The following is a 3,794-nucleotide window of genomic DNA, read 5'->3' as shown; positions in this document are numbered from 1 at the left end:
GTCAGAATTGGTGGCGCAAGCCGTAATCACTTGATGGAATGCAGTGTCTATGGATAATCTGAATTGCTTTTTCAGAGATTTTTTCAGGCTACGAGATAGTTTAAATTCATTCGGATGCAGTATGAGTCTTGGGTTTGGTGACCACCATAATATAGGACATCCAGGCTCGAACCACGGAAAAATTCCCAAGGAATATGCTTGAATAATGCGTGAAGGGTTTAAATCCCCCCCTATAGCCAGCAAACCTTGCTTATCACTGCTTTCGGGGTGGGGGAAATAGTAATTATTATCTGCCAATTCAATCCTCATTCCTTAAGGTTATTTATATCTACAGCCAGGTGGCTGTAGATATAAAGCATCTATGTTCTATAGTGAGTCCAGATATTTTTCTGCATCAAGAGCTGCCATGCATCCAAAACCGGCAGAAGTAATTGCTTGACGATATACATGATCGGCAACATCACCACAGGCAAATACTCCGGGAATTGATGTACTGGTAGCCATTCCATCCAATCCAGACTTAATGGTGAGGTATCCGTCTTTCATTTTTAACTGATCGACAAATAGCCCAGTATTGGGAGTGTGGCCAATAGCAATAAAAACACCATCAACGGTTAATGTTTCTTTTTCGCCAGTAATTAAATTACGTAAGGCGGCACCAGTTACTTTTCTTTCATCACCTAATACTTCATCCAGTGTGCAATTCCATACTAATTTGATGTTGCCTGTCCGTGCTTTTTCAAACAGTTTGTCTTGCAGGATTTTTTCAGCTCGTAAACTGTCTCGTCGGTGGACTAACGTTACTGATGAGGCAATATTAGATAAATAGAGTGCTTCTTCTACAGCCGTATTTCCTCCACCAATCACGCAGACGGCTTTATTACGATAGAAAAAACCATCGCAGGTGGCACAGGCTGATACACCTTTCCCCTGATATGCTGATTCTGATTCTAATCCCAGGTAGCGGGCAGAAGCCCCAGTGGCGATAATTAATGCGTCACAGGTATAGGTTGTCATATCACCTTGAAGGGTAAATGGAGCTTGCGCTAAATCAGCTTTGACAATATGATCAAAGATGATTTGAGTATCAAAGCGCTCAGCATGCTTTTGCATACGTTCCATCAGTGCGGGACCTTGCAGCCCCTCTACATCGCCAGGCCAGTTGTCTACCTCGGTGGTAGTGGTAAGTTGACCACCAGGCTCCATTCCAGTAATTAATACTGGGTTTAAATTGGCTCTTGCGGCATAGACTGCGGCGGTGTACCCTGCTGGACCAGAACCAAGTATGATTAAGCGGTGGTGATTGCTTGTGCTCATCGTCTCTGCCTTCCTTATATTTTGTGTTAAGATGGCAAATATTATGACAAAAACGAAAATAATAAAATACCTATGGCCAAACAAGACTCGGGAAAATCGGCAGGAACCCCTAAAAAATCCATGCCAGACTTTATTGTAAAACGCCTTAGCGAAGGCAGTTTTATACTTATTTTATCAGGCGCACTGTTCGTGCTTCTGTCGCTTTTTACCTATGAAATAACTGATCCCGGTTGGTCACATGCATCTCGTTCAGGGGTAAATATTGCCAATTCAGGAGGGCAAGTTGGAGCTTATCTTGCTGATACCCTGTATTTCGCATTTGGTTATTTTGCGTTTCTTTTACCCTTTGCTTTTGTCTATGTTGCTTGGGCAGTGATTAAAGATTTTCATTCATTAAAATTTATTGACAGAAGTGTATTATTTCTTCGCTCAGCGGGTTTTATTTTTATGGTCTTAGGCGGTTGTGGCCTACTAAGTCTCCAACCGCAAATCAAAGCGGTGGATTCTGTCCACAGTGCTGGTGGAATTATTGGTCAAGCGGTCAGCAATGCCTGGTATCACATGCTTAATTATCAGGGGGCTACTCTGGTTTTATCTGCTATGTTTTTGGTAGGTACGACCTGGTTAACAGGACTGTCCTGGCTAAGGGCTATAGAATTAATTGGTATTTATACTTTATTTGCCCTCAATACAGCCTATCTTACTTTAAGAAAAATAATTAATCTAAGCAATGACGGTATCGCACGTTACAACGCTCGTGAAGCTGTTGAAAAAACAACAGTTGAAGTTGCAAATAAAGAGAAACCTGTACCGAACTTATTCCGGCCGAAGAAAGAAAAAGAGGTTGAGCGTGAACCCGAACGAGAAAAATCAGTTCCTGTCTTAATAGCGCCAGCTGAAATTACGCCTGAAGTGGCAAAGCCTGCTAAGGAAGTCAAAGAAATTCGTCCGCCAAAACTGATAACCTCAGGAACCTTACCTGGTTTGAATCTTCTGGATAAAGGACAGCCTGGCAAGCCAATGGGGGGCTATACTCATCAGGAATTGGAAAATGTCTCGCGAGACGTAGAACAGCATTTGCTGGACTTTGGTATTCAGGCTGATGTGGTTGCAGTTCATCCGGGCCCAGTCGTCACTCGATTTGAATTACAGCTTGCTGCGGGTGTGAAAGTCAGTAAATTATCTGCCCTGTCAAAAGATTTGGCACGTTCTTTATCCGTAATTTCTGTCCGGGTTGTTGAGGTTATACCAGGTAAAACAGTCGTTGGACTTGAATTACCTAACCACTCTCGAGAAATTGTACGTCTGTCTGATGTTTTGTCAGCAGATGTATATCAACACGCTCATTCTCCGTTAACCTTGGCTTTGGGGGTAGATATTGCAGGTCATCCTATGGTGGTTGATCTGGCTAAAATGCCGCATTTACTTGTTGCGGGTACCACTGGCTCCGGAAAGTCGGTGGGCATTAACGCGATGATATTAAGTATCTTATTTAAAGCAACTCCTGAGCAGGTTCGCCTGATCATGGTTGATCCCAAGATGCTGGAATTATCGGTGTATGACGGCATTCCGCATTTGTTAACTCCAGTTGTTACCGACATGAAAGAAGCTGCCAGTGCATTACGCTGGTGCGTTGATGAAATGGAGCGCCGTTATAAAATGATGGCTGCTTTGGGAGTAAGAAATTTAGCGGGATACAATACTAAAATAGCTGAAGGGATCGCGAGCGGTGAACCATTAGTTAATCCTCTGTGGAAACCTGTGGACTCTATGGATGTCACTGCCCCCGAGCTAGAGGCTTTGCCTTATGTTGTAGTGGTTATAGACGAACTTGCGGACATGATGATGGTTGTTGGCAAGAAGGTGGAACAGTTGATTGCACGTATTGCGCAAAAAGCACGAGCGGCAGGGATTCATATGATTCTTGCAACTCAGAGGCCTTCTGTTGATGTATTGACAGGACTCATTAAATCAAACATTCCTACGCGTATGTCGTTCCAGGTATCTTCTAAAATTGATTCTCGTACTATACTTGACCAACAAGGTGCGGAGCAATTGCTGGGGCATGGTGATATGTTGTATCTGGCTCCAGGAAGCGGTGCTCCATTACGAGTTCATGGTGCATTTGTAGATGATAAGGAGGTTCACCGGATTGCTGATGATTGGCGAGCCAGAGGTGAACCAAATTATATTGAAGACATTTTAAAAATGACCAGTGACAGTGAGGGTGGAAGTGATGAAGAGGGGCAATCGACTGAAGATGACGATCCTCTTTATGATCAAGCAGTGGAATTTGTTATCCAAACACGGAAAGCGAGTATTTCTGCCGTCCAAAGACGATTAAAAATTGGTTATAACCGTGCAGCAAGAATGGTTGAAGAAATGGAACGAACCGGAATCGTTGGGCCTCTGGATGGAGGATATAGAGATGTTCTGGTTTCATCAGTAACTGAGGAATAAGAATGAAAAAATTAGCG

General features: G+C 43.3%; 3 protein-coding genes. 1 reads left to right on the top strand and 2 read right to left on the bottom strand.

Annotated elements, in window-relative coordinates; translation table 11 throughout:
- Together Q0495_RS10630 and trxB are read right to left on the bottom strand one after the other, a co-directional pair.
- A partial coding sequence (locus Q0495_RS10630) for a leucyl/phenylalanyl-tRNA--protein transferase (protein WP_298625934.1) occupies window positions 1-297 on the bottom strand: 297 nt, incomplete at its 3' end.
- Between the two features lie 69 nt (window positions 298-366).
- Window positions 367-1,317 (bottom strand): thioredoxin-disulfide reductase, encoded by a 951-nt coding sequence (trxB, locus tag Q0495_RS10625; RefSeq protein ID WP_298625932.1) that lies wholly within the window; start codon window positions 1,315-1,317, stop codon window positions 367-369.
- 72 nt (window positions 1,318-1,389) lie between these two features.
- Between trxB and Q0495_RS10620 the strand changes: the two genes are divergently transcribed.
- Entirely contained in the window at window positions 1,390-3,777 is a 2,388-nt protein-coding gene (locus Q0495_RS10620; RefSeq protein ID WP_298625930.1) for a DNA translocase FtsK, read from the top strand.
- Window positions 3,778-3,794 lie beyond the last annotated feature (17 nt).

This window comes from uncultured Legionella sp., from assembly GCF_937871865.1.
In the GTDB taxonomy this organism is placed as follows: domain Bacteria; phylum Pseudomonadota; class Gammaproteobacteria; order Legionellales; family Legionellaceae; genus Legionella.
Note: the sequence above shows the minus strand (reverse complement) of the source record. Positions and strands in the feature narration are given on the sequence as shown.

What these genes read in the sequence shown, in the direction of transcription:
- trxB (WP_298625932.1), bottom strand. Translation starts at nt 1,317, where the DNA reads ATGAGCACAAGCAATCACCACCGCTTAATCATACTTGGTTCTGGTCCA.
- Q0495_RS10620 (WP_298625930.1), top strand. Translation starts at nt 1,390, where the DNA reads ATGGCCAAACAAGACTCGGGAAAATCGGCAGGAACCCCTAAAAAATCC.